Below are 21078 nucleotides of genomic sequence, written 5' to 3' on the forward strand. Positions count from 1 at the left end.
GCTGCCCGGCGGCCGGGAGAATGGCGTTAAACACCATTGAGAGGGCGGACGATGTTAGATGAACTCAGGCAACGGGTACTGGAAGCCAATCTGGCGTTGCCGCAGCATCGCCTGGTGACCTTTACCTGGGGAAATGTCAGCGCGGTGGACCGGGAAAGTGGTCTGATGGTGATTAAACCGTCCGGCGTCGAGTATGCCGCGATGACCGTGGATGACATGGTGGTGGTGGAACTGGCGAGCGGCAACGTGGTCGCCGGGACGAAAAAACCCTCTTCCGATACCGATACCCACCGGGTGCTGTACCTGGAGTTCCCCGCCATCGGCGGTATAGTTCACACCCATTCCCGCCATGCCACCATCTGGGCGCAGTCCGGCAGAGATATTCCCGCCTGGGGCACCACCCACGCCGATTATTTTTATGGCGCCGTTCCCTGTACCCGTTTAATGACGGATGACGAGATTAACGGGCGTTACGAATGGCAGACCGGCCGGGTCATTGTGGAAACCTTTCATTCCCGCCGGCTTTCCCCGACGGATATTCCGGCGGTGCTGGTGAATTCGCACGGTCCCTTTGCCTGGGGAAAAGACGCCGCCGGCGCCGTGCATAACGCCGTGGTGCTGGAGGAAATTGCCTATATGGGCATATTCTCGCGCCAGCTGACGCCGGACCTGGGCGCCATGCAGCAAACGCTGCTGGATAAGCACTACCTGCGCAAGCACGGTAAAAACGCCTACTACGGACAATAAGCGCCGCAAGAAAAAAACCCTCCGTTGCGGAGGGATTTTGTCGGGACCGAATACTAACCGCCTGGCTTAACCATGCGGCGCTTCCTCGCGGAATACGGCCGGCGTTTCCTGAGCCGTCGGCTTCGCGCTTTTCAGCGCGCGGCGGATAACAAACAGCGCCGATATCAGCATGGTGACGGCAACCAGCATAAAGAACCCGCACAGCGCGGCGTTAATCTGGTTGCTGAACACGATGGTCTCCATATCCTTGATGGTTTTGGCCGGGGCGATCAGCGTGCCTTGCTCAATACCGGCGGAGAAACGCCTGGCCTGAGCCAGAAAGCCGATATTGGCCTGTTCATGGAAAATTTTCTGCCAGCCGGCGGTCATCGAGGTAATGAACAGCCAGATAGTGGGCAGGATGGTCACCCAGGCATAGCGCTGTTTTTTCATTTTGAACAGCACCACGGTGCCGAGAATCAGCGCCATGGACGCCAGCATCTGGTTGCCGATGCCGAACAGCGGCCACAGGGTATTGATGCCGCCCAGCGGATCGATAACCCCCTGATAGACGAAGAAGCCCCAGCCGGAGACGGCGACGGTGGTGCCCGCCAGATTGCCCAGCCACGAATGGCTGTTCGCCAGCCTGGGGATCACCACGCCCACCAGATCCTGCACCATAAAGCGGCAGGCGCGGGTGCCGGCGTCCACGGCGGTGAGAATAAACAGCGCTTCAAAAAGAATGGCGAAGTGGTACCAGAAAGCCATCATCGCCCGGCTGTTAAAGATTTCGGTAATGATATAAGCCATTCCCACCGCGAAGGTAGGGGCGCCGCCCGCGCGCGACAGCACCGAGGCTTCGCCCACGTCTCTGGCAATCCCGGAAAGGGCTTCCGGCGTAATGACGAATCCCCAGCTGTTAATCACCTGCGAGGCATTTTCCACCGTGGTGCCGATCAGCGCCGCCGGCGAGTTCATGGCGAAATAAACGCCGGGTTCAATCACCGAGGCGCAGATTAACGCCATAATGGCGACAAAAGACTCCATCAGCATGGCGCCGTAGCCGATAAAGCGGATATGGCTCTCGCGCTCCACCAGTTTCGGCGTGGTGCCGCTGGAAACCAGCGCATGGAAACCGGAAATCGCGCCGCAGGCAATGGTAATAAACAGGAAAGGAAACAGGCTGCCGGAGAATACCGGACCGCTGCCGTCGATAAAGCGGGAAACGGCGGGCATTTTCATCTCCGGCATGGCGAAGACGATGCCCACCGCCAGCCCGACGATAACGCCGATTTTCAGAAAGGTGGAGAGATAGTCACGCGGCGCCAGCAGCAGCCACACCGGCAGCACGGAGGCGATAAAGCCGTAAATCACCAGCGCCCAGGTCAGCGAGGTGCCTTTCAAAGTGAAGAAGGGGCCCCAGTAGGGATGCGCGGCGATATTGCCGCCATAAACAATCGCCAGCATCATCAGCACGAAGCCGATAAGGGATATCTCGGCGATTTTTCCCGGACGCAGGAAGCGCATATAAACGCCCATAAACAGAGCGATCGGAATGGTCGCGGCAATGGTGAACAGTCCCCAGGGGCTGTCCGCCAGCGCTTTTACCACCACCAGCGCCAGCGCCGAGAGGATAATGATCATGACCCCCAGCGCCCCAAGCATGGTAATTACCCCGGCAAAGGCGCCCAGCTCCTGTTTCGCCATTTCTCCCAGGGAACGCCCGTCGCGGCGGGTGGAGATAAACAGCACCAGAAAATCCTGCACCGCGCCGGCAAGCATCACGCCGACTAAAATCCAGATGGTGCCGGGCAGGAATCCCATCTGCGCGGCGAGGATCGGGCCGACCAGCGGGCCGGCGCCGGCAATGGCGGCAAAATGGTGACCGAACAGCACCCATTTATTGGTGGGAACGTAGTCCAGTCCGTCATTATGGCGTTCCGCCGGCGTCAGACGCCGGTCGTCGAGTTCAAAGACTTTCTTGGCGATAAATAGACTGTAGAAACGATAGGCGATGCTGTAACAAGCTACGGATGCGACAACCAACCATACGGCATTCACGTGCTCACCGCGGCTCAGGGCCAGCATGGCGAACGCGATAGCCCCCGCCAATCCAACCAACAGCCAGATCACGATGCTCTTGACGTTATTCATAACAACGGCTCCTTCGTTACTCAGGAAGATGTGTAGCGCGAGTGTTAAGGCAATTTAACAATAGTGGGTTTGTTGCCGAAGAGAAGCGGCCGGATATGAAAATGTGAGCAACCATAAATTTCTGTAAAGAAATTTAAACGCGCAGGCGATTACTATCTGTAAAACAGCGTGAAAGGTGGGTGATAAACGCGGAATTTGTTGTAGTAAGAAAGCCCTGCGGTTAATCACAGGGCTGACGATCGGTCAGGGAAGAACGTTACCCGCCGCGCGGTAGATCTCATACCACTCGTCACGGCTCAGCCGCAGCTCGGACGCGAGCGCGATATCCTGAATGCGCGCAGGGTTCATACTGCCGACGATCGCCTGCATATTGGCCGGGTGGCGCAAGATCCAGGCGACGGCGATGGTGGTGTTTTTTGCCTGATACCGGCCGGCGATACGGTCGATAACGGCGTTCAGCTCAGGAAATTTTTCGTTATCCAGAAAAACGCCTTCGAAGAACCCGTATTGAAACGGCGACCATGCCTGGATGGTCATATCGTGCAGCCGGCTATATTCCAGAATGGCGCCGTCGCGATCGGCGGCGGACGCGTTGGTCATATTGACGTTAAAGCCCGCGTCAATCATGCCGGTGTGCATAATGCTGAACTGAAGCTGATTGGCGATCAACGGCTGGCGCACCGCTTTTTTAAGCAGTTCGATTTGCAGCGGATGCTGATTGCTGACGCCGAAATAACGCACTTTGCCGCTTTTTTCCAGCGCATCGAAGGCCTCGGCCACCTCGTCGGGTTCGAACAGGGTATCCGGACGATGCAGCAGCAGGGCGTCAAGGTAGTCGGTTTTCAAGCGCCGCAGGCTATCTTCCACCGAGGAGATGATGTGCTCTCGGGAAAAATCGAAAAAGCCTTTGCGGATGCCGCATTTGGATTGCAGCAGGATAGCGTCGCGGCTGACGCCGGTTTTCTGCAATCCGGCGGCAAAAATCTCTTCTGATTTCCCCGCGCCGTAAATATCCGCATGATCGAAAAAATCGATTCCGGCGTCAATCGAGGCCCGAATAACGGCGGCGGCCCGATCCGGCGTTTGCGAATCCATTCTCATGCAGCCTAGAGCAATATTCGACGCGTGTAACCTGGATGCGCCTATTGTGATTTTTTTCACCTGCAATCTCCTGCTATAGAAAAATATGCCGTGGCCGGCCCACGAATGAGCCGGCGGCAAAGGAACATTATGCGGCGGGTTTGGCGATGATGCTGCGGGTGGCGAGGCGAACCTCGGCGATAACCACATCCAGGGTATCGCCCTGGCGGTAAACCTCTTCGCCTTTTACCAGCACCGTGCCGTTCTCCTGGCTGCAAACCAGTTCGTCGCGCACCGCGTGGACAAAGGAGGAGGGAATAAACGCCACCGCGCCGTTATCCAGCAGGCGAACGCGCAGGCCGCCGCGAGTCACATCGATGATTTCCGCCGGGAAGCGGGCGCCGCTGCCGGCCTTATCATTCAGGAAACGGGCATAGAGCCAGTCGCCGACGTCCCGCTCGGCCATACGGTTAAGACGGCGGCGCTCGGCGAGCTGCACGGTCACCTCGTCCTGCGGTTTCTCCGCCGGCTGTCCGGCGATCACCGCTTTCAGCAACCGATGGTTGACCATATCGCCATACTTACGAATCGGCGAGGTCCAGGTGGCGTAGGCTTCCAATCCCAGCCCGAAATGCGGCCCCGGCGTGGTGCTGACTTCGGCGTATGACTGGAAGCGGCGGATGCGGCTGTCCAGGAACGGCGTGGGCTGCGCATCCAGTTCGCGGCGCAGGGCGCAGAAACCGTCAAGGGTCAGCAATGACTGCGCATCGGTCCGCACGCCAAACGAATCCAGTACCGCCACCGCCTGTTCGACGGTCGCCGGGTCAAAGCCGTTATGGACGTTGTAGATGCCGAATCCCAGCCGGTCGCGCAGCACCACGGCCGCGCAGACGTTGGCGGCGATCATCGCCTCTTCGACGATGCGGTTGGCGATGCGCCGCGGTTCGACGACGATATCCAGCACTTCGCCTTTTTCGCCCAGCAGGAAGCGGTAGTCCGGACGGTCTCTGAATACCAGCGCGTGGGCCTTGCGCCATTCGCTGCGCGCCAGGCAGACGCGGTGCAGCAGGCGAATTTGTTGCGCAATGGCGTCGCTCGGCGGCTGCCATTCGCCCTGTTGCTCCAGCCAGTCGGATACGTCGTCGTAGGCCAGCTTGGCTTTGGATTCGATCCAGGCGGCGAAGAAGTGAATATCGTCTCCCAGCGTGCCGTCGGCGGCGATGGTGACGCGACAGGCGAGGACCGGACGGCGTTCGTCGGCGCGCAGCGAGCAGATATCGTCGGACAGCTGGCGCGGCAGCATCGGAATATTGAAGCCGGGCAGGTAATTGGTGAAGGCGCGCCGGCGGGCGATGTTATCCAGCTCGCTGCCGGCTTCGACGTACGCGGTGGGATCGGCGATGGCGATAGTCAGCAGCAGCGAGCCGTCGTCGTTGTCCTGCACGTACAGCGCATCATCCATATCCTCGGTGCTGGCGCTGTCGATGGTGACGAAATTCAGGGCGGTGAGATCTTCGCGCACCAGCGCGCCGTCGTTGAGCTCGCTGGTCGCGGCGTCAGGGGCCGCGCGTTCCAGATTATGGCGTGACAATGTCACCCACCACGGCGCCAGCGGATCGTCGCCGGTGGTGATGTACTGGGTCAATTCGGCATGAAAACCGCGGTCGCCCTTGAGCGGATGGCGGCGCATCTCCGCCACCGCCCAGTCGCCGTCCTGGAACTGATGGCCGAGGTCGCGGGCGGGGCGGCAGCCGATGGCCTCTTTCAATAAAGGATGGTCGGGAATAATCGCCAAGCGATCGTCTTTTTTCTGAACGCGGCCGACAAAGCGGCTCAGGAAAGGCTCAATCAGCTTTTCAGGCTCGACGATTTCGCGATCTTTATCGGTGTGCAGCGTGGCGCTGATGCGGTCGCCGTGCATCACTTTTTTCATCTGCGGCGGCGGGATGAAATAGCTTTTTTGTCCGTCAGCTTCCAGAAAGCCAAACCCTTTGTCTGTGCCTTTGACGACACCTTCAACCCGTGGCGTCTGCGAATGAAGTTGCTGTTTTAGCTGTGCAAGCAGCGGATTATCTTGAAACATAGCGTCCAGAAATACGGTTATAAGTAGCTCGATTAGCGGCAGACAGTTTTACGCGAATCGGGGGCCGGCGGCAAGCTTGATGTGCGGATGATCCGGCGTACGGATAGGCCGCTCGCGGCGCGCCGGGCCGTTGGCGACGGCGCGATAGCGGGTGATGAATTATTGAGGAAAATGTGACCAGGCGCAAACTGTGAATTTTTTGTCTAGTTGTATAGACAAATAGTGCCGTTTTCCAGCTATTACTTAACCAGTAGCGGAAAACAGGAAGGGCAAATGATGAAAGATTTGGGCAATAAGGTTCATGCTTTCGGCAAGGCGCTGATGATGCCGATTTCGGTGATCGCCGCCGCCGGGATTTTCCTGGGACTGGCGGCGGCGATGCAAAACCCGGCCATCACCGGCGACGCCTTCGCGGAGATGAAAATTCCCCAGTTGATCATCGGCTTTATTCGCCAGATCGCCGGCGCGCTGTTTGCCAACCTGCCGCTGTTTTTCGCCGTCGCCAGCGCCATCGGCCTGGCGAACGCCGAGAAGCCGACGGCGGCGTTCGCCGCGGTGATCGGCTTTATTTCCATGCACGTCGGGGTCAAGGCGACGCTTACCGCGCAAAACCTGACGCCCGCCACCACCGCCGTCGACGCGCTTACCGCGGCGGGGATGGACCACACCGCCGCGCTGATGTACGCCGCCGAATTCACCCAAACGCTGGGGATCTTCACCTATAACATGAGCGTACTGGGCGGGGTGATCGCCGGGGTGCTCACCGCGCTGCTGCACAACCGCTTCTACACCATTGAACTGCCCACGGCCATCAGCTTTTTTGGCGGGCGGCGCTTTGTGCCCATCATCACCGTGGTGTGCCTGCCGCTGGTGGGCGTCGGACTGGCGCTGATCTGGCCGACCATCGGCAAAGGCATCGCCTGGGTGGGGGAACTGATCGGCCACAGCGGGCAGTATGGCGCGTTTCTATACGGTTTTTCGGAACGCATTCTGATCCCGACCGGGCTGCATCATATTCTGAATGAAACGGTGCGTTTTACGCCGATTGGCGGCATCGCCACCATCGATAATCAAACGGTGGTGGGCGCGCTGAATATCTTTAATGCGTCGCTGACGAACCCCGGCGCGGTGAGCGACGACGCTATTCGCGAAGCAACCCGGTTTCTCGCCCAAGGCAAGATCCCGATCATGATGTTCGGTCTGCCGGGGGCGGCGCTGGCGATGTATCACTGCGCTCAGCCAAAGCATAAAAAACGGGTGAAGGCGCTGGTGCTGGCCGGGGCGCTGGCCTCGTTCACCACCGGCATCACCGAACCGCTGGAGTTCTGCTTTATTTTTGTCTCGCCGCTGTTATATCTGATCCACGCCGTACTGAGCGGGCTCTCCTTTATGCTGATGTCCGTGCTGCATCTGATGATCGGCAATATTCAGGGCGGGGCGATTGACCTGGTGGTGTTCGGCGTGCTGGGCGGGGCGGAAACCCGCTGGTGGTATGCCGTGCTGCTTGGGGTGATTTACTTCCTGGCCTACTACTTCATCTTCAAGCTGGTTATCCGTCGCATGAACGTCGAGACGCCGGGACGGGAGTCGGAAGAGCAGCCGCCGGAAGCCACCGCCGTCAGCGCCGACCAGCGCACGCAAAACATCATCACCGGACTGGGCGGCGAGAGCAATATCGCCGAGGTGGATTGCTGCTTTACCCGTCTGCGCGTGCAGGTAAAAGACATGACGCTGGTGGTGGACAAAACCTTGATGACCACCGGCGCCAACGGCATCAAGCGGGTTAATGAGCATAACATCCAGGTTATTTACGGTCCGAAAGTGGAGAAAATCGCCAATGACGTCAAAAGCGCGCTTGGCGTGACAGGGTAACCTTTCTTTCAATCAAACCAAACAGGATAGGGCTATGACAAAGCGGTACAGCATGGTAATCGTCGGTGGCGGATCGACCTGGACGCCGGGTCTGCTAAAAGCGTTGTGCAAACGTCAGGCCACGTTTCCGCTGCGGCGGCTGGTGATGTATGACGTCGACGCCGGGCGGCAGGCGGTGATCGGCGACTTTGCCCGGCTATTGTTCAGCGAAGAGTACCCGGAGGTGGACTTTTACTACACTACCGATGTGGAAGAGGCGTTCCGCGAGGTGGATTTTGTTTTCTGCCAGATGCGCACCGGCGGTTATGCCATGCGCGAAAAGGACGAGAAAATCCCGCTGTCGCTGGGGGTTATCGGGCAGGAGACCTGCGGCCCCGGCGGTTTCGCCTATGGCATGCGCTCCATCGGCGACATGATTGAACTGGTGCAGAACGTCCGAGCCCGTTCGCCGGACGCGTGGATCCTTAATTACACCAATCCGGCGGCGATCGTCGCCGATGCGCTGCGGGTGAAATTTCCCCACGATCGGCGCATCCTCAATATTTGCGATCAGCCGGTCAATTTGCTGCGTTCTTACGCCCGGCTGCTGGGACGCGACGCCGATGAGTTCGAACCGGTCTACTTCGGTCTTAACCATTTTGGCTGGTTTACCCATCTGTATGACCGGCAGGGAACGGACCTGCTGCCGCAGTTGCAAGAGATTATTCTCAATCAGGGGTTTAAACCGGCGGACGCGGAGCAGCGCGATCGCTCATGGCTGGACACCTATGCGGTGGTTGCCGACATGATGCGCGATTTCCCCGACTATCTGCCCAACACCTATCTGCAATATTACCTCTATCCCGAGTATAAGCTGAGCAAGCTGGACCCGAACTATACCCGCGCCAACGAGGTGATGGCCGGAAGGGAGAAGCGGGTATTTGAAACCTGCCGCGCCGCGGTGCAGGCCGGCACCACTAAAGACGCCAGCGTGGTGCACAACGACGCCCACGGCGACATGATCGTCGAGGTCGCGGAGTCGATCGCCGGCAACCAGCGGCGGATTTTTGTGGTGATTGTGGAAAACAACGGCCTGATAAACAATCTGGATGATAGCGCGATGGTGGAGGTGGCCGCCACGTTGGGCATCAACGGCCCGCGGCCTTTCGGCGTCGGTCCCATCCCGACCTTCTACAAGGGGATGATCGAGCAGCAGTTCGCCTATGAGCGCCTGACGGTCGAGGCCTGGTTTGAGGGCTCTTATCACAAGGCGCTGCAGGCGCTGACCCTTAACCGGCTGGTGGTGGACGCCAAAAAAGCCCGCCAGGTGCTGGATGCGCTGATTGAAGCCAACAAAGGCTATTGGCCGCAGCTGAAGTAGCCGCCGGGGAGGTTATAGCGCCAGCAGCGGACGCGGCGGCGCGTCGAGCGTAAAGGTATAGTACCGCTGGTTGTAATAGACGTTCGACAGCTCAAAGGGAACGCCGTCGGCGAAAAAGGCGATCACGCTGGCGCGCAGCACCGGTTCATCGCGCGCCAGCCCCAGCGCTTCGCGTATTTCGGCCGAGGGAAGCTCGGCGAATATCTGTTTATGGCTGCCGACGGCGTCATAGCCTTTTGACTTGAGGTAGGCGTATTTCGACTGACTGAGCGCCTGGGTACTCAGGTCGGGAAACAGCGCCTGATTCATCCAGGATTGTTCATAAACAAAGGGCGTGCCGTCAATCAGCCGCAGGCGCAGCATATAGTGAACCGCGGCCTGTTCCGGCACCTGGAGCGCGGCTGCGACCTCCGGCGTGGCGGGTTGCTGGGAAAAATGCAGCAAACGATTGACGACCTTCCGCCGGACGCTGCTGGCGACCTCGCTGGAGGTCAGGTGCTGATCCAGCGGCAGTTGAACTTTGACGCGGGTATCCGGCCGGGCGACAAAGGTGCCGCGGCCGCGAAAACGCTCGACCAATCCCTGTCTGACCAGATAATCCACCGCTTTGCGCGCCGTCATGCGCGAAACCTGATATTGCCGGCACATTTCCGCTTCGGTAGGCAATGGATCGCCGGGCCGCAGCGCATTTTCCCGGATCTGGCGGCTTAGAATCTGCTCGATTTGCAGATAAAAAGGGATAAAAGAGTGTTTATCGATCATCGGATGCGGCTCTCCCAACTGCCCAGTCTGAATAGTATAGGCGGGCAGTTATCTATACAAGGACCGCCGTCCCGTTGATTAATATTAACGCGGCGGCGGCGATATAATAAACAGGCGGCCGGCGAATATATCAATGTCCTTGCATTATATGTGCTTATTTTATATCCACACAATAAATGTTGTTAAATAGCACGGTATAAAAATCATTCTCTCAGCATTATATTTTCGCGATATTTTCGTGATTGATAATGCTATTTAAGTTGGTATCAAGATAAATAAATGTTAATAAAAAATAGCGAATATTAATTTTAAAAACAATTGCGCCAATAACCCTGTAAAAAGTGATTCTATCCGGCAGTTAAAATAGTAAAAAAACGTATTTTTACATTAAAAAAAAACACATAATTAGCCCGAAAACTATCAGCCAAAATAACTAATTATCATAAAAATCATGGCTTCATGGTTGATTTATTTTTGAGCAATTTTTTATTTTTAAGTGGAGCGTTCGCTATGAAGAATACGACGAATAGTAACCGGGACTTATTAAATTCTTTCACCCTGCCAAACGGCATCGCGCTGAAAAATAGGGTGGTTATGGCGCCGATGACCACCTGCAGCGGCTTTTTTGACGGCAGCGTAACCAAAGAGCTGGTGGAATATTATCAGGCCCGCGCGGGAAGTATCGGCACGGTTATCGTGGAGTGCTGCTTTGTGGATGACCGGGGGCTGGCTTTCCCCGGAGCGATAGGAATAGACCACGACGATAAAATCGCCGGGCTGGCGAAAATCGCGGCGGCGATTAAAGAAAAAGGGTCGAAGGCGATACTGCAAATTTATCACGGCGGGCGCATGGTGGAGCCGCGCTTTATCGGCGGCGCCTCGCCGGTGGCCCCCAGCGCCGTGGCCGCGCCGCGCGCCGGCGCGGCGGTTCCCGAGGCGTTGAGCGGGGATGAGGTCGAGGCGATGGTCGCCAAGTTTGGCGATGCGGTATACCGCGCCATTCAGGCCGGCTATGACGGCGTGGAAATTCACGGCGCCAATACCTACCTTATTCAGCAGTTCTATTCTCCCAATTCCAATCACCGCACCGATAAATGGGGCGGCAGTCGGGATAATCGCGCGGCGTTTCCGCTGGCCGTGCTGGATATCACCCATGATAGGGTTAATAAGTATGCGGACCGCGGGTTTATTATCGGTTATCGCTTCTCGCCGGAAGAAATAGAAGAGCCCGGCATTCGTTTTGAAGATTCGCTGTATCTGCTGGAGAAACTGGCGGAAAAAGGTTTGCACTATGTGCACTTCTCCATGGGGCATATTTTGCGTCCGTCCATCGTCGAGACCGGCGACCCTACGCCGTTGATTAAAAAATATCTCGCAAAACGCTCGGCCCGGCTGGCCGCTATTCCGGTAATCGGCGTCGGCGAAGTGGTTAATAAAGCGGATGCCGAAACGGCGCTGGAATGCGGCTATGACCTGGTCGCCGTGGGCCGCGGCTGTATCGCTTATCCTGACTGGATTGAACAGATTTCCGCCCGGGAAAAAATCGATCTTTATATCCCCAGCGACCAGCGCGAAGCATTAACGATCCCTGAACCGCTGTGGCGTTTTTCGCTGGTGGAAGCGATGATCCGCGACGTCAATTTAGTCGGGAAGAAATTCAATGCCGGAACTTATCAGGAAAAAGTCCGGGATGAAAATGGCGAACTGACGGTTAATATCAGCTTTGAAGCCGAGCGGATAAAAAATATCGCGCTGGAAGACGACGCCGATATTGACGATTCGCTGATGATAAGTTTTGAAATAATTCGCGAGCGGATTCTGGACACCAACAGCCCGCACGTTGATGCGGTAACCGGCGCGACCACGCAGAGCGAAGCGATTAAAAAGGCCGTCACCAAGGCGATGGTGAAATCCTGCAAGGACGCGATTATCGCCGAAGGCGGCGACCCGGATGCGGGTCTGGCGGCCGACGTGGTGGTGATCGGCAGCGGCGGCGCCGGACTGGCGGCGGCGATTCAGGCCAGCGAAGAGGGCGCGCGCGTCATTATCGTCGAAAAAATGCCGGTTATCGGCGGCAATACCATTAAGGCCTCCGCCGGGATGAACGCCGCCGGAACGGTATTCCAGCAGCTTAAAGGCATTGAAGACAGCCAAACCCTTTTCTATAACGAAACCCTGAAAAGCGGCAAACAGAAAAATAACCCCGACCTGGTGAAATATTTCGTCGAGCATGCGCCGCGCGCCGTTGACTGGCTCGCCGAACACGATATTGAACTGAGCGACATTACCACCACCGGCGGCATGAGCGTTGACAGAACGCACCGGCCGGCCAACGGGGCGGCCGTCGGCGGCTATTTAATCAGCGGGCTGATTAAAAACCTCAACAAGCACAATATCGACGTCCTGCTGGATACCTCGGTAACGGAAATCATCCGCGAGCAGGGTAAGGTCGCCAGCGTTCGCATCGTCAATGACGAGCATGAGGAAAAAGTCATTGCCGCAAAAGCCGTTATCGTGGCGACGGGGGGATTCAGCGCCAATGAGCAGATGGTGGTCAAATATCGTCCCGACCTGAACGGCTACGTCACCACCAATCATAAGGGCGCGACCGGCGGCGGTATTCGCCTGCTGGAGAATATCGGCGCGGCCACGGTCGATATGGGAGAAATCCAGACCCACCCGACGGTGGAGCAAACGACCTCTTATCTGATCTCCGAATCGATCCGCGGCGGCGGCGCCATTCTGGTTTCCCAGCGCGGGGAGCGATTCTTCAACGAGCTGGATACCCGCGACAACGTTTCGGCGGCGATCGTTAACCTGCCGGAGAAATACGCCTATATCCTGTTCGATCAGCAGGTGAGAAACAGAAATATGGCGGTGGAGGAGTATGTGGCTCAGGGGTTGGCGGTAAGCGGCGAAAGCGTCGGCGAGCTGGCGCAACAGATTGGCGTCGACGCGGATACGCTGCAACAGACGCTTGAGCGCTACAACAGCTTCGTCAGCCAGAAACGCGACGACGATTTTGGCCGGGTGACGGGAATGCGCGATCCGCTGAATCAGGCGCCTTACTACGCCATTAAAGTCGCGCCGGGCGTTCACCACACCATGGGCGGCGTGGCGATCGATGCCGGCGCCGCAGTGCTGGACAGCCATAATAACGCCATTCCCGGCGCCTACGCCGCCGGGGAAGTGGTCGGCGGTATTCACGGCGCCAACCGTATTGGCGGCAACGCGGTGGCGGATATCATTATTTTCGGCATTCAGGCCGGCAAACGGGCGGCGGCCTACGCCAGATCGCCGGATAATGCGCGGGCAACCGATGCCGGTAACAGCGCCGCAAAAGCGCCCGGCGCGGCGGAGAAACGGCCGGTGCTGATTGAAGACTGATTAGTGCGGGAGAGCGCGTCCGCCAGGGCGCCTCTCTGTTCCGACCACTTCTGCGGGCGATGCGCCCGCAGCGCCTGAAATAACATCGGCTATCTGACTTCGGCATAATGACATCGGTAAATAATATCTATTCCTACTCCACCCGGCTGATGGGCAGCCCCATTTCATTAAAACTGTTTGTTGATGACGAAACGGCGGTCAGGCGGGTATTCCAGCGCATCAAACGGCTGGAAGACCTGCTGACCGTTAATCGCGCGCACTCGGAAGTGATGAGCATCAATCGCGCGGCGGGTAAAGGCTACGTTGCGGTCAGCCCCGTGGTGTTCCAACTGATTAAGCGCGCCAGAGAAATCAGCCTGATTAAAGACGGCTGTTTTAACTTCGCCATCGGTCCGCTGGTGAAGCTGTGGAAAATCGGCTTCGACGGCCGCGCGGTTCCCGCCGCGGCGGCAATAGAAAAGGCGCTGGCGCTGACCAATCCGGCAAGCGTTTTGCTCAATGAGGAGCAGTGCGCCGTTTTTCTGCCAACCGCGGGGATGGAGATCGATTTAGGCGCCATCGCCAAGGGGTATATCGCCGATCTGGTGAGAGATTTGCTCTGCCGGCACGGCATTTATCATGCGCTTATCAATTTGGGCGGCAACGTGCTGACGCTGGGCGGCTCCTTGACGGATGGGCAGGGGCGGTGGGGCGTGGGGCTGCAAAAACCGTTCGCCGAGCGGGATGATCTGCTTGGCGTTATCCGCGTGAACGGCAAATCCGTGGTGACGTCCGGCGTCTATGAGCGATTTTTCACCGTTGACGAGCGGATATATCACCATATCCTGGATCCGCGCAGCGGCTATCCGCTGGATAACGAACTGCATAGCGTCACGGTTATTTCGGACAACTCCATCGACGGCGATAGCTATACCACGCTGCTGTACGGCATGGGCGTCGCGGCCGGAATCGACTATTTACGCCCCAGGGCGGATATCGAGGCCATCTTTGTCACCAAAGATAAACAAATCATTCTTTCTTCGCGTCGTCATTACGATTTCGAACGGCTCGACGACGACTATGAATTAATTTGCGCCGGCGGCGAGGAGTGAGCCCCTGCCTGCGCAGGAATAGCGGAGGCGGCAAACCCCACAAGCGCGGGGTTTGCCGCCGGGGAGATTAATTATCCAGTTCCAGCTCGTTCATCGCGGCGATGTTAAAGCCGCCGTCCACGTGCAGCACTTCGCCGGAGATGCCGGCCGCCAGATCGGAGCACAGGAACGCCGCGGAATTGCCGACGTCTTCGATGGTGACGACGCGGCGGATTGGCGTAACCGCTTCACAGTGCGACAGCATTTTCTTGAAGTTCTTGATGCCTGACGCGGCCAGCGTACGGATTGGGCCGGCGGAAATGGCGTTAACGCGCACGCCCTGCGCGCCCATGGCGTTCGCCATATAGCGTACGTTCGCTTCCAGCGACGCTTTCGCCAGACCCATAACGTTATAGTTGGGAATGGCGCGCTCCGCGCCCAGATAGGTCAGGGTCACCAGCGCGGAATTCGGGTTCAGCAACTTGCGGCTGGCCTTCGCCATCGCCACAAAGCTGTATGAGCTGATATCGTGCGCCACGCCGAAGCCCTCGCGGGTTACCGCGTCGACATAATCGCCGTCAAGCTGATCGGCCGGCGCGTAAGCGATGGAGTGCACGAAACCGTCAAAGTTCGGCCAGACTTTGGCCAGTTCGACGAATAGCGCTTCAATACTGGCGTCTTCCGCGACGTCGCACGGCAGCACAATGCTGGAACCCAGTTCGCCGGCAAAGCCTTCAACGCGCGATTTCAGCTTATCGTTCTGATACGTGAACGCCAGTTCGGCACCTTCGCGGTGCATCGCCTGTGCGATACCGAATGCAATGGAGCGGTTACTGGCGACGCCAGTGACCAGAATGCGCTTACCGGTAAGAAAACCCATAGCAGTAATCCTTGTGATCGTTGTTGCTGCGACCATCAGTCATAAAATGAGCTGTTATTGATGATCGAGATGAATAAACCGGGCGATTCTAGCATGCCCGGAGCCGATTGGGGTACTCCGAGCAGTCGTTACCCGTCATATTAGAGCGGCGCGATACTCACAGCTGCGCGCCGTCGCGCCGCCAGGCGTCGGCGCTCAGCGCCTCGCCGAAGTGGCTGGCAATCAGCCGCTTGGTCAGTTCATGCAGCGGAGAAGCCAGCACGTCGGCGGTGCTGCCGCGCTCCACCACTTCCCCCGCCTGCATCACCAGGATCTGATCGCTGACGTGCTTCATCATCCCCAGATGCTGGGTGACGTAAATATAAGAGATACCGTGCTTTTCCTGCAGTTCCAGCATCAGATTGATAATCTGTGACCGCATAGACATATCCAGCGACGCCAGCGCCTCGTCCGCCACGATGACTTTCGGCTGCAGGATCAGCGCGCGCGCCAGCCCGATGCGCTGTTTCTGGCCGGGGGCCAGCGCGTGGGGATAATAGTAAGCGTGGTCCGGTCGCAGCCCCACCTGTTGCAGCGTCAGGTTGATGGTCTTTTCGCGCGCCGCGGCGCTGAGATCGGTATTCAGCCGCAGCGGCACGTCCAGCAGTTGGCCGACGCGCTGGCGCGGATTCAGCGCATTGCCCGCATCCTGAAAAATCATGCGGATACGCCGGCTGCGGTAGCGATAATCACCGTAATGCAATAGATGATCGTCGATCAGCAGCTCGCCGGAGGTCGGGGCGATCATGCCCGCCAGCATCTTGGCCAGCGTGGATTTCCCCGAACCGTTTTCGCCGATAATCGCCAGGGTCTGGCCTTCGCGCAGGGTAAAACTGACCGACTTCACCGCTTCGACGTGCTGGCGGCGAAACAGACCGCTGCGATAGCGGAAGGTTTTGGTCAGGTTGCGGGCTTCCAGCAGGGTTTCGACCATCAGGACTCCTCCATATTGAGCGGGAAGTGGCAGGCATACCAATGGTTCTTCACCGGCAGCAGCAGGGGCGTCTGCATACACTGTTTCTGCGAGTAGGGGCAGCGCGGGCCGAGACGGCAGCCGACGGGTAAATGCTCCAGCGAGGGGATCGCCCCCGGCAGGGTATTCAGCCGGCTTTTGTGCGGCAGCGAGCGGCCGAAGTCCGGCATCGCGCGGATTAACGCCTGGGTGTAGGGGTGGTGCGGCGCGCTGATCAGGTCTTCGCTGGTGGCGCTTTCCACCGTCTGGCCGCAGTAGAGCACGTTAATCCGATCGGCCCATTTGCTCATGGTTTGCAGGTCGTGGCTGATCAGCAGAATGGTGGTGTTATTGTTTTGGTTGAGCCGCGACAATAAACGAAAAATCTGCGCCTGGGTGGTGGACTCCATGGCGTTGGTGGGCTCATCGGCGATAAGCAGGCGCGGCTGGTTCGCCAGCGCGATGGCGATCATCACTTTCTGGCACTCGCCGTCGGTCAGCTCATAGGGATAGCTGCCCATGATATCTTTATGATCTTTGATGCCGACGCGGTGCAGCAGCTCGATTGCCCGGCGTTTGCGCCAGCGGAAGCGCTGCCACCAGCGGCCTTTATAGGTCCAGCCGGGGATGGTCTGGATTAATTGCCGCCCGATGTTTTCGGAAGGATCCAGACAGGACTGCGGCTCCTGAAAAATCATCGATACGTTATGGCCCACCAGCTTGCGGCGCTCGCGCGGCGACAGCCGCAGCAGGTCGATATCATCAAAGCGGAAACGATCGGCGGTCACCCGCCAGTTATCTTTGGTAATCCCGCAGATGGCTTTGGCGATCAGGCTCTTGCCCGATCCGGATTCACCCACCAGACCGCGGATTTCCCCTTCGGTCAGCGTCATGCTGACCCGGTCGACCGCTTTTACCGCGCCCTCGGAGGTGAGAAACTCGATGGTCAGATTGCGAATATCAAGCAAGGGCATAGGTCGTCTCCGCCATTATTCCGTCTCCGCCAGCAGGGCGCGGCGAATGCCGTCCCCCAGCAGGTTGACGATCAGCACGCTCAGGGCAATGGCCGCGCCGGGCAACATTACCGTCCAGGGGGCGGCGTAGATCAGCTCCAGCGAATTACCCAGCATCGCTCCCCATTCGGTGGTGGGCAACTGCGCGCCGAGGTCGAGAAAACCCAGGGCGGCGATGTCCAGAATGGCGATGGACAGGGCGCGGGTGAACTCCGACACCAGCACCGCCGCAATATTGGGCAGCACCACATACCAGACGGTATAAAAGGTGGACGCGCCGTCAAGACGCGTGGCGACGACGTACTCTTTATCCATCTCGTTGTGTATCGTACTGTAGATGGTGCGCACCATGCGCGGCAACAGCGCCAGCCACACGGCCAGCATGGCGTGCTCAAGCTTCGGGCCGATAAAGGCGATCACCACGATGGCCAGCAGCAGCGACGGAATGGACAATAGGGTGTCGAGAATGTGGTTAAACACCGCGGAACGCAATCCGCGGGTGACGCCGGCGAAAACGCCCAACAGGATGCCGCACAGCGCCGCCGCATGGGTGACGATCAGCGCCGACCCGACGGTGGGGGCGGCGCCGCTCAATAGCCGGCTCAACTGATCGCGCCCCAGGTCGTCCGTGCCGAGGAAGAACGAGACTTCGCCGTAGTGCGACCAGGAGGGCGGCAGCATCTGGTAACCCAGGAATTGCTGGCCGACGTCGTAAGGCGCCAGCAGTCTGCCGAACAGGCACAGGCCCAGCAGCAACAGAAAGCCGTAAAAGCCGATCATCGCCAGCGTATCCTGATGAAACACCCGCCAGGTATCGCCCAGACGGCTGGGGATGCGCTTTTCGCTGTAGACGTTATCGAAGGGCATACCACTCCTTGTGTTTCAACGGGTTGGTTATTGCTCCCCAGATGTCGGACAGCACGTTAACCGTAATAACCAGGGCGCCGACCACGATGACTCCCGCGGAAATCGCCGCGAAATCCTGCTGGCGGATGGCGTTGACCAGCCAGCGCCCCAGCCCCGGCCAGTTAAAGACCACTTCGGTAATCATGGTGAGCGTCAGCATAGTGGAAAACTGTAATCCCAGCTTGGGAATAATCGGCGGCAACGCGTTGTGCAGCACATGGCGGCGAATGATGGTCAGCGGCGACAAACCGCGGGTCGCGGCGGCCTTGATATAGCTTTTGCCGATAACCTCGGTGGTGCTGATGCGCATCAGCCGTATCACCTCCGTGGTCGGCGCCACCGCCAGTACGCTAACCGGCAGAATCAGATGCCGGATCGCGCTGACCATCATCTCATTGCGATAGGGGGAGTCGGACAGCCAGGCGTCGATCAGGGCAAAACCGGTTACGGTTTTTACCTGATACAGCAGATCGAAGCGTCCGGAAACCGGCAGCCAGCCGAGATGCAGTGAGAAAAACAGCGTCAGCAGCAGCGCCAGCCAGAATACCGGCAGGGAAAAGCCGATAAGCGACAGCGTGCTGATAACGATGTCCGGCCCTTTGTTCTGCATCACCCCGGCGGTGATCCCCAGCGGGATCCCCACCAGCAAAGAGAGCACGAACGCCAGCAGGCAGAGCTCGATCGTCGCCGGGAGCACGATTTTCAACTGCACGATAATGGCCTGGCCGTTGGTGCTGGAACGGCCGAAGTCGCCCTGCAGCAGGCTGGAGAGGTAAAAGCGATAGGCGTCAAGCAGCGCGGCGCCGTTAAGCGGGGCGTGCGGCGTGTAATAGCTCAGGCTGAAACCCAGCAGCGTCAGCAGGAACAGCGTAACCAGCAAGAGCAGCAGGCGCCGCAGGGTAAAGATAATCACGGTTGTTCTCCTTCATCGACCGGCCGGGAAGAAGAGGGGGGCGGGGCGGCGCCTGGCTCGCGGCGAGGATTGCCGCTTTCCCGGAAAACCCCGGCGAACGAGGCGCTGCCGAACGGGCTGAGCACCAGTCCTTTCATATCATAGCGGTAGGCCAGCAGGCGTAAAGAGGAGGCCAGCGGCAACACCGGCAGCTGTTCGGCCAGAATCTGCTGCGCCCGTTGATAGTATTCGATACGCTTCGCCAACTGTTGTGAAGAGAGCGCGTTTTGCAATACTTCATCAAAGGTGGGATCGCACCAGTGGGCGTAGTTGGTTTGCGAGCGAATGGCGGCGCAGCTTAATAACGGGCGGAAAAAACTGTCGGGATCGTTGCTGTCGGTGGTCCAGCCGGCCAGAGTCAAATCATGACTGAGCTCCATCAGCCGCGCTTCCTGAAAACGCCCCTCGACGGGCACAATGGTCACCTGCACTCCTACCTGAGCCAGATCGGCCTGTATCAGCTCGGCGGTTTTCAGCGGGCTGGGATTGTAGGAGTGCGACGCGCTGGGCACCCACAGGCGCAGGTTCAGATTGCTTATCCCCAGCTCCTGCAGGCGCCGGCGGGATTTCTCCGGGTTGTATTCCGTTATCCGGGCCTCGTCGTCATAGGCCCAGGAGGCGCGCGGCAAGATGGAGGCGGCGGTTTCGGCGGTGCCGTAATAAATGGACTGCATCAGCCGGTCATTGTTAATCGCCAGCGCAATGGCCTCACGCACGCGGCGGTCGTCCAGCGGCGGCTTGCGCACGTTGAACGCCAGATAGGCGACGTTCATGCCGGAACGTAATGACAGGCGCAGTCGCGGATCGTTACGTAAAATCGCCAGCTGGCTGACGGCGGGATACGCCAGCACGTCGCATTCGCCGGTCAGCAGCTTGGACAGGCGTCCGGTGCCGCCGGCGCCCAGATCCACCACCACCTGGCGCATTCGGGGCAGGCCGCGCCAGTAGGCGGCGTTGCGCGTCAGGCGAATATATTGCCCGTTGCGGTATTCATTCAGCATATAGGGGCCGGTGCCGACCGGTTCGCGATCCAGCAATTCCTGCTTATCGTTGGTGGAGAGCGCCCGGGCATATTCGGCCGAGAGAACCGGCGCATAGTGCGTTGCCAGGTGCCACAGGAAAGAGGCGTCCGGGCTGTTGAGCCGGATTTCAACGCCGTATTCGCCCAGCTTGCGGATACTCTGCACCGAGTCGGCAAATTGCAGGCTGTCGAAATAGGGATATTCGCCGCCGTTGACGTCATGATACGGATGCTTTTTATCCAGCATGCGTTGAAAGCTGAACAGCACGTCATCCGCATTCATGTTGCGGCTGGGGCTGAACCAGGCGGTGGTTTGAAAAGGGACGTCGCGACGCAGATAAAAGCGATAGGTCGAGCCGTTGTCCAGCACTTCCCAGCGCTGGGCCAGCTCCGGCATCAGGCGATAGGTATAGGGATCGACGTCCAGCAGGCGATCGTAAAGCTGGGCGGCCAGCGTATCGACGGTCACGCCGCTGCGCGCCATTTGCGGATTAAAGGTATTCAGTACGTCGTTTACGCAATAGACGAAGCCGCTTTGGCGGATATCTTCCAGCGGCGCGCTGACCGGCGCCGTCGGCAAGGGAGCCGCCAGCGAAGGCATAGCCAGCCAGACGAATGCCAGTGCGAAACAGGTTTTTCCAGACATACGGGATATTTTTCAGTCAATACGTAATACACAGAGTGTACCGCACTCTGGCCATCCTCCCCACTCCGTTATGCGCGGATGGCGACTTTCCAACCGCCGGTATTGCTTATGGCGCATTTTTGCTCTGGATCATATAAGGGCCGTTTTATCCCCATAATGGCGGATAATTTACTAA

Annotated in this window: 15 protein-coding genes; 5 read left to right on the forward strand and 10 right to left on the reverse strand. The window is 58.4% G+C overall.

Features of this window, described 5'->3' with window-relative positions; genetic code table 11:
- Positions 1–51 precede the first annotated feature (51 nt).
- Entirely contained in the window at positions 52–747 is a 696-nt protein-coding gene (araD, locus tag MFP24_RS05010; RefSeq protein WP_249229502.1) for an L-ribulose-5-phosphate 4-epimerase, read from the forward strand.
- A 66-nt stretch (positions 748–813) separates the two neighbouring features.
- Here araD and MFP24_RS05015 read toward each other — a convergent pair whose 3' ends face one another.
- The 3 genes from MFP24_RS05015 to MFP24_RS05025 all read right to left on the reverse strand — a co-directional run bounded on the left by MFP24_RS05015 (position 814) and on the right by MFP24_RS05025 (position 6043).
- Complete coding sequence (locus tag MFP24_RS05015; protein ID WP_249229501.1) at positions 814–2880, reverse strand: carbon starvation CstA family protein; 2067 nt, start codon at positions 2878–2880, stop codon at positions 814–816.
- A 243-nt stretch (positions 2881–3123) separates the two neighbouring features.
- The gene (locus MFP24_RS05020; protein WP_249229500.1) at positions 3124–4041 is read right to left on the reverse strand and encodes an aldo/keto reductase; all 918 of its coding nucleotides are present in this window, start codon (positions 4039–4041) and stop codon (positions 3124–3126) included.
- 67 nt (positions 4042–4108) lie between these two features.
- Positions 4109–6043, reverse strand: coding sequence for an exoribonuclease II (locus tag MFP24_RS05025; RefSeq protein WP_249229499.1), 1935 nt, complete (start codon positions 6041–6043; stop codon positions 4109–4111).
- Between the two features lie 276 nt (positions 6044–6319).
- Between MFP24_RS05025 and MFP24_RS05030 the strand changes: the two genes are divergently transcribed.
- A complete protein-coding gene (locus MFP24_RS05030; RefSeq protein WP_249229555.1) occupies positions 6320–7915 on the forward strand; it encodes a PTS transporter subunit EIIC in 1596 nt (531 codons plus the stop codon).
- A gap of 34 nt (positions 7916–7949) precedes the next feature.
- Positions 7950–9275: a 6-phospho-alpha-glucosidase gene (locus tag MFP24_RS05035; protein WP_249229498.1), complete on the forward strand. Its 1326-nt coding sequence runs from the start codon at positions 7950–7952 to the stop codon at positions 9273–9275.
- A 12-nt stretch (positions 9276–9287) separates the two neighbouring features.
- Here the strand turns inward: MFP24_RS05035 and MFP24_RS05040 are convergent, their stop codons facing one another.
- Positions 9288–10037 (reverse strand): GntR family transcriptional regulator, encoded by a 750-nt coding sequence (locus MFP24_RS05040; protein WP_249229497.1) that lies wholly within the window; start codon positions 10035–10037, stop codon positions 9288–9290.
- 510 nt (positions 10038–10547) lie between these two features.
- On the opposite strand from MFP24_RS05040, the gene MFP24_RS05045 reads away from it, so the two are divergent.
- Positions 10548–13424 carry a flavocytochrome c gene (locus tag MFP24_RS05045; protein WP_249229496.1) on the forward strand — a complete coding sequence of 959 codons (2877 nt, stop codon included), beginning with the start codon at positions 10548–10550 and terminating at the stop codon, positions 13422–13424.
- 107 nt (positions 13425–13531) lie between these two features.
- Positions 13532–14515: an FAD:protein FMN transferase gene (locus MFP24_RS05050; protein ID WP_249229495.1), complete on the forward strand. Its 984-nt coding sequence runs from the start codon at positions 13532–13534 to the stop codon at positions 14513–14515.
- Between the two features lie 67 nt (positions 14516–14582).
- On the opposite strand, the gene fabI is transcribed toward MFP24_RS05050, so the two are convergent.
- The 6 genes from fabI to sapA all read right to left on the reverse strand — a co-directional run bounded on the left by fabI (position 14583) and on the right by sapA (position 20903).
- A complete protein-coding gene (gene fabI / locus MFP24_RS05055; protein ID WP_136166255.1) occupies positions 14583–15374 on the reverse strand; it encodes an enoyl-ACP reductase FabI in 792 nt (263 codons plus the stop codon).
- 157 nt (positions 15375–15531) lie between these two features.
- A complete protein-coding gene (gene sapF / locus MFP24_RS05060; RefSeq protein ID WP_249229494.1) occupies positions 15532–16347 on the reverse strand; it encodes a putrescine export ABC transporter ATP-binding protein SapF in 816 nt (271 codons plus the stop codon).
- On the reverse strand, positions 16347–17339 hold the full coding sequence (gene sapD, locus MFP24_RS05065; protein ID WP_249229493.1) for a putrescine export ABC transporter ATP-binding protein SapD: 993 nt from the start codon (positions 17337–17339) through the stop codon (positions 16347–16349). Before sapD ends, sapF begins: the two co-directional genes overlap by 1 nt.
- Before the next feature lie 15 nt (positions 17340–17354).
- A complete protein-coding gene (sapC, locus tag MFP24_RS05070; RefSeq protein ID WP_249229492.1) occupies positions 17355–18245 on the reverse strand; it encodes a putrescine export ABC transporter permease SapC in 891 nt (296 codons plus the stop codon).
- Positions 18232–19197 (reverse strand): putrescine export ABC transporter permease SapB, encoded by a 966-nt coding sequence (gene sapB / locus MFP24_RS05075; protein ID WP_249229491.1) that lies wholly within the window; start codon positions 19195–19197, stop codon positions 18232–18234. The genes sapC and sapB overlap by 14 nt, the downstream gene beginning before the upstream one ends.
- The gene (gene sapA / locus MFP24_RS05080; RefSeq protein WP_283164085.1) at positions 19194–20903 is read right to left on the reverse strand and encodes an ABC transporter substrate-binding protein SapA; all 1710 of its coding nucleotides are present in this window, start codon (positions 20901–20903) and stop codon (positions 19194–19196) included. The genes sapB and sapA overlap by 4 nt, the downstream gene beginning before the upstream one ends.
- Positions 20904–21078: the final 175 nt, after the last annotated feature.

It is taken from the genome of Brenneria tiliae (assembly GCF_023347575.1).
GTDB lineage: Bacteria > Pseudomonadota > Gammaproteobacteria > Enterobacterales > Enterobacteriaceae > Brenneria > Brenneria corticis.